Genomic DNA, 256 nt, shown 5'->3' on the forward strand with positions numbered 1-256 from the left:
TGAAGACGACCAAGTCTGTGGAGGATAAAAAGCTCACAGGTTTTATTGAAGGCGATTTTTATGGGGATTATGCCAAGGGCGGATCCAACCTGCGCTTGCGCCATGCTTATGTGCAAGTGGATGATCTGACAGTGGGTAAAACGTGGAACGGTCAATTTTTAGCCGTTGCACCCCTCTCCACCGAGCAGCTTGATTTTTGGGGAACAGGTATCGGCACAGCCTCCGGTGGCGGCTCATACATTCGTCCAGATTTGAC

Annotated in this window: 1 pseudogene; it reads left to right on the forward strand. The window is 50.4% G+C overall.

Features of this window, described 5'->3' with window-relative positions:
• Positions 1 to 256: pseudogene (locus tag B3V51_RS08780) on the forward strand (hypothetical protein); the annotation flags it as partial.

It is taken from the genome of Psychrobacter sp. UBA2514 (genome assembly GCF_002341255.1).
Lineage (GTDB): Bacteria > Pseudomonadota > Gammaproteobacteria > Pseudomonadales > Moraxellaceae > Psychrobacter > Psychrobacter pacificensis.